This window comes from Syntrophales bacterium (genome assembly GCA_030655775.1).
Taxonomy (GTDB): domain Bacteria; phylum Desulfobacterota; class Syntrophia; order Syntrophales; family JADFWA01; genus JAUSPI01.
On record JAUSPI010000155.1, the window covers coordinates 1 to 5528 of the forward strand.

General features: G+C 44.7%; 5 protein-coding genes. All 5 read right to left on the reverse strand.

The genetic code is table 11. The features are described 5' to 3' along the window. A partial coding sequence (locus Q7J27_08535) for an ATP-binding protein (protein ID MDO9529193.1) occupies positions 1–1477 on the reverse strand: 1477 nt, incomplete at its 3' end. 218 nt (positions 1478–1695) lie between these two features. After that, entirely contained in the window at positions 1696–2781 is a 1086-nt protein-coding gene (locus tag Q7J27_08540) for a hypothetical protein (GenBank protein MDO9529194.1), read from the reverse strand. Beyond that, positions 2778–3008 (reverse strand): hypothetical protein, encoded by a 231-nt coding sequence (locus Q7J27_08545; GenBank protein ID MDO9529195.1) that lies wholly within the window; start codon positions 3006–3008, stop codon positions 2778–2780. The genes Q7J27_08540 and Q7J27_08545 overlap by 4 nt, the downstream gene beginning before the upstream one ends. A 194-nt stretch (positions 3009–3202) precedes the next feature. Beyond that, positions 3203–4072, reverse strand: coding sequence for a serine protease (locus Q7J27_08550; protein MDO9529196.1), 870 nt, complete (start codon positions 4070–4072; stop codon positions 3203–3205). A 90-nt stretch (positions 4073–4162) separates the two neighbouring features. Continuing rightward, on the reverse strand, positions 4163–5035 hold the full coding sequence (locus tag Q7J27_08555) for a site-specific integrase (protein MDO9529197.1): 873 nt from the start codon (positions 5033–5035) through the stop codon (positions 4163–4165). Between the last annotated feature and the right edge of the window lie 493 nt (positions 5036–5528).

The following is a 5528-nucleotide window of genomic DNA, read 5'->3' on the forward strand; positions in this document are numbered from 1 at the left end:
CCTCAATACTATGATTTTCAATTAAACTGCGGATATCTCTTTTTGCCGTTTCCTTATCGACATGATTAATTCGCGCATAATCACTGAGCACAAAATATCCTTTACCGCTTTGGTAGATTTCAGCTAGGATGCGCCTCTGCCGTGCTGTCATTCTATCCAGTGGAAAGTTCTGCAACCATTTCATCGTTTCTTCATCATAGATCGGTGTGTTCTTTAGAACAAGTTTAAAGAAGCTTCCCTCCGCCGTCAATTCCGGATCTGGTAAGTATGATTCTTCCGTTTCTTCAAATATTCTCGGTAAACCCTCACCTCGTTCGCGAACGAAACCGAACACCTTTAGCGCCCGCATGATTCTTGGATTTCTTGACGCATGAACCGGCTTGCGCTGTTGCAGATCTTCAATTGTCACAGGCTCTGGTGGCAACCCTGGATTCTTCACTTCGAGCCGATCATCAAACATTCTCACTTCAATTTCACTACCCCGCAACGAGTAATCGCGATGGGCAACCGCGTTCACGAGGGCTTCCTGCCAGGCAAAGGTGGGATACTCAGGACGCTCCTCAAAGAATAAATCACGTAATTTCCGGGAAACTCTAATCTTTTCGTGGATAAGCTGAAACATCTGCTCGATGAGTAGCGGCAATGGAAGCTCTTTGGTAACATCTATGCGCTCATTGTTCTTTGCACCAGTTAGGGCAACGATTCCATCGAACTGGCGAAAGTTGATGCCACACCGCTCGTGAAAGCGCGTCATCGGGGTTTTGCCAAAGAGCAGGCACGCCGCAAGCGTGAGTTTCACTCCGGTTCCATTCCGAACGGCAAGATCGTGCTGAATTAAAATTTCGTCATCACTCAGCGAGATAGAAGCGCCGACCTTCGAGCGGAAGCGCTGCAATAAAGATGTGTCGAGTTCAGAGATTCCATGGGTTGTAATCATCCGCTCGACAAGTGTGCTTGCTTTGGATCGTTTGAGTTCTTTGACCATCTCGGCGGAAAACCAAACCGTTTGGTCGTTGTTACGATAGGGCGTGCGCCCGTCGGTTAGGGTGTACACGTCGGCTTGTGCCTCAATTTCAAACCCTATGATTGCTCCATTTGGATGCGCAAGATTTTCCAGTTGACACGGGACAGCCTTCTTCCAAGAATCGGCAGCCATCTGCCGGATCGTTTCAACTTGTTCCGGAGTGTATGGACATCCTGAAACGGAACCGTCATTCTCCACCCCGAGAAGCAGTGTTCCGCCGTCCGCATTAGCGAACTCTGCCAGGCAAACAGCAAGGTCTTTTGCAACCGACTTCAATGATCGCAATTTGGTGATTTTGTTCTTCGTGCGGTCGAGGCAGCTCTTGTATTCGACATATTGACCTTCCCCAGACTGGAGCAGTATTTCCAAGGACACCTTCATCGCATCTCCGCCAGACTTTCTTTGATATCTTTCAGTTCTTCCTTCATCAAACCCTATAACTTCGCCAATCACCCAATTCGGTGATTTTCTGGTAGGCGGTTTCTTTGTCTGTTATTTCAGCGGTCTAATCATCTGTTTTCAATTTAATCAAAATAGCGGATTAAAACCTGGCTCTTTTGATTTTTCATTTGACTGGTTTTACACAATGTGGTAAAAGCAATAGATCGACACCAATACTCCATTTTAAAATGGATCGTCTATGTTGGGCATGTTTTGAGAGGCCGCCTTTCTCAGTGTTTAGATGGAGCTTTGTACCTAATGCAAGTAGCATGTCGTCTTTTTCCTTCTTGGTCAATAAAGGAATAATCCAGTTTGAAATCTTGAATAGCAATAGTCCTAATAGATAATTCTTTTTCCAGTTCCTTGACCTTGCGATTGAATTCTTCCAGGGCAGTCGAATCGGCTTCTCCAAGCCAGTCCTTGTCGTATGACAGAACGTAGACAGTTCCCAAGTTCTTCTTCAGAGCGTTGTTCATGGCAAACACATATGGACCTATACCACCAGTAAGAATTTTGTTAGTTTTAGCCACAAGGATAAAATAAATTCTAAAGTAGGTCTTTACGTAATCGAGGGGAACAAGCTGCTTCGGTTGTTTCGTCACCAAAACAAATAGGAAGTCAATAAGACCAGCAACTTCCTGTGCCATTGTTGGCTTCGGAGCCATTCCGTAGACTTTCTTGCTGAATTCATCCAGTTCGACCAGCAACATGCGTGTAAATAGTCCTCTCTCGTCGATTGCGAGGAGCTGTTCATTACGTCGTTTGCAGTCAGCATCAGCGTTGACGGTAAGCTGATATTCATTCGTGACGAACCAATCAAATACACTTCTCTGTCCAAGTTCCTTCAAAAGGTTCTTGACTAGATTCATATCTATGGCGACTTGAATGGGTTTGTCTACTGAGTGACGAATACCTTGGAGTGTAGTCTTTTGGACAAGAATCGTTGCGAGGGTTGCTATGTTCTTCTCTTGCCGCTCAGAAGGGTCAAGCTTGACGACAAACTCACCATCCTTTAGATCGTATGCACCCGGAGAATCATTATGAACCCACACCACTTCGACTGCTTTGGGGAGAATTGATTGACCGAAGTGCATAGCCCGTCTTGCAAGATTCAGTTTTCCTTTTGCATCGTTGGAGATAAACTTCTTCTCTTTGTCTCGTTGTCCAGTAAGACTAAATGCCGCTTTATAGAACTTTGCACGCCAAACAGATGACTTGTCCTCATCCAAGAGGATTCGAAGTAGGAAAACGATGAAAGCAACAGCGAGAACCCATAATCCGTACTGTTTAACAAGTTCAATCAAAAAGTCGATCATTGTTTTGCCTCCTCTCCTGATGCAAGTAAAAGAAGGCAATTCTCCTTGTTACAGGAGAAAAGGAGTTGGTTCCCCTTTCGAGTCAGAGCCTTGAAGTTGTCTGCTGCGATTACATCACCGCAGGAATGACATTTTATGTCGCCAGCCTTGAATCTGTCGAACAGTCCTAGCCGTGTGAGGAAAGATTCAAGTTCCGATGAGTGAACTGCCTGAAATATCTCTTTCATTTGGGTTGTCCTCAGTTATTTATGGATTGCGGTTTCGCATAACGTTCACACAAACCACGCCGTACCGCCCCGGTAATTTGCAAATAACACATTCAATACTTGCCCCGGGGCGGGATGGAACGACCACAATACTCCTTTTCGACAAAGCGAGTGTCGTGGTTTGTGCTGTTATACGGCATGCGAGCATCTGACGTTCATTTTGAGAAGGTAATTCCGTTCCCATTCAGGAATGCCTCTAACTCCGAGACTGATATCGCTTCCCCAATCATTACCTGTGACATATCACGAAGTGATTTCACAATTTCAGCAACAATCTGAGCTTCTGACATTTCTATCGGCTTTCCGCTCGCATCTGTCCCAGAAAACTGGAATCCTGAGCTCTGTTTAGAAAAAGCCTCGACTGCTGATTTCACGAATGGCGTGAAAAGCGGAAGCGCCTTGTTCACGACAACGCCAATAACTTTGTCGCTGTTAGCTCGAAACAACGGCCCGCCGGAGTTGCCGGAATTAAACGCAGCGTTCACTACAAGATGCTTGACGAGGTTACTTGACGTCTGGTTATTTTTGTAAGCTTTGAACCCTGACAAGTAGCCGACAGAGAGCAAAGGAGCTGGACCATTATACCCTAACGGGTATCCCCAGGTCCAAACAATCTCGCCCGCCGATATGTCAGCGTCATCTCCCAAAAGGACTCCATCGGAGAGCTTTTGTTGCGGAATAAGAGCGGCAAGGTCTCTTGCAGTGTCAATCTTGACGTCCTTTATAGCAAACTTTACACCTGTTGGTGAAATAGCAATGATGTCGTTTGCTTGGCAGTCACGAATTACATGTTCATTGGTGATAATGGGACCATCCTTCAAAAGGAAGCCGCTTCCTTTCGAGGCAGTTTTCTTACAGTAGATCATGTAGACTGACTTGATTGCAGTTTTCCCGGAATCACCCACTGCGTTAAGTAACCATTGGGTTGCGGTTGGTGAGTAGTCTTCCATCTTACCCTCGATTTGTGAAATTAGTTTTGCATAGCTCAGCGAAAGAACAAGGATGACATAAAATACCTTCTTCATAGATTCTCCTTATCTAGCATGCCGCATAACTATTGGTTTAACGAATTTCGTTTAGCCATCCTATTTGGGTTGTTATACGACATATGTCGTTTATTTCGTTCCTGTCTGAAGCGCTCCTTGCGGAGTCGAATGTTTGATCTGATCCAGCGGACTGCGAATCCTCCCAAGTGATTTTTGACTGACATGGGTATATATCTCCGTCGTTTTTGAGCTGGTATGGCCGAGAAGTTCCTGGATATATCGCAAATCGGTTCCTCTTTCAAGCAAATGCGTGGCGAAACTATGCCGCAGGGTATGAACCGTTGCCTGTTTTCGGACGCCCGATTTTGCTAATGTCCGTTTGAAGATTGCCTGCACGCTACGCGGGGAATATTTCCCGCCGTCCTGCCCTTCGAACAGATATTTAGTCGGATGAAATTCTTTGTAATAAGTGCGTAGAAGATTAAGAGTCGTCTGTGAGAGAAGTGACGTTCGATCCTTCTGACCTTTCCCTGCCCGAATAAAAATCAGGTTTCGTTTTGAATCAATATCGGTAACCGAGAGGTTGACGACCTCGCCGAGTCGTAATCCGGCCGAGTAAAGAAGGTATAACAGACATCTATGCTTGAGATTATCCACTGTTTTCAAGATTGAAACTACTTCTTCTTCGCTAAGTACGGTTGGTAAAGAAGAAGCTTTTTTGGGGCGGGGCAGGTTATAGATTTCAGAGGGGCGGCCGAGAACTTTTTCATAGTAGAATTTAATTGCATTGATCTGAAGATTTTGAAGCGAAGGAGATAAGTTCTGCTTAACTATTTTATCTGAAAGATACATTTGGATGTCCGACTTGTCCAAATTAGCGATGCGATCTTCTCCAAAGTGCAACGCGAACCGGTTAAAAGCGTTTAGATAGGATTTAACAGTAGATTGACTATAACGCTTTAGAGTCAGCATTTCCTGATATGATTTGACGGCCTCACTCACGCCGAATTAATCCTTTCTGGATACAGGCGCTTCATAAATTTTCTGCTCTCGTCCCCGAACCGTATTCTCACTATTTAGACTTTTGTCTTCATTTGAAATTATTTTACGATAGAAATTATCTGAAGTCAAGAGAAAATTTCCCGGAGGAAGCATGGCAAATAGTGTGCGACTCACCTTTCCCTTGTTATAAAAAACCATCTAAAAGTGATCCGTCTTTTTGCCATACTATTTGACATGCTTTTCCGATGGAAAGCTTAATCCTGTAAACGTATATAACTGGATTTTGCAAAAACGGATTTGACTCGTCCGGTCAACTCCCGCCCGATAAAAGGCGTATTTTGCGCGGCTTTGCATAAAATTCCCCACCCAATTGGCTTTACTCAAAATCGCATATGCTTGACCGATTCTCCAAGATTAGCCAGTTCCAGCAGAGCATCGATACCTATATCCAGATGGGTTTTAACATATTTCTGGGAAATCATTTTATCACTGG

What these genes read in the sequence shown, in the direction of transcription:
- Q7J27_08540 (MDO9529194.1), bottom strand. Translation starts at nt 2,781, where the DNA reads ATGATCGACTTTTTGATTGAACTTGTTAAACAGTACGGATTATGGGTT.
- Q7J27_08545 (MDO9529195.1), bottom strand. Translation starts at nt 3,008, where the DNA reads ATGAAAGAGATATTTCAGGCAGTTCACTCATCGGAACTTGAATCTTTC.
- Q7J27_08550 (MDO9529196.1), bottom strand. Translation starts at nt 4,072, where the DNA reads ATGAAGAAGGTATTTTATGTCATCCTTGTTCTTTCGCTGAGCTATGCA.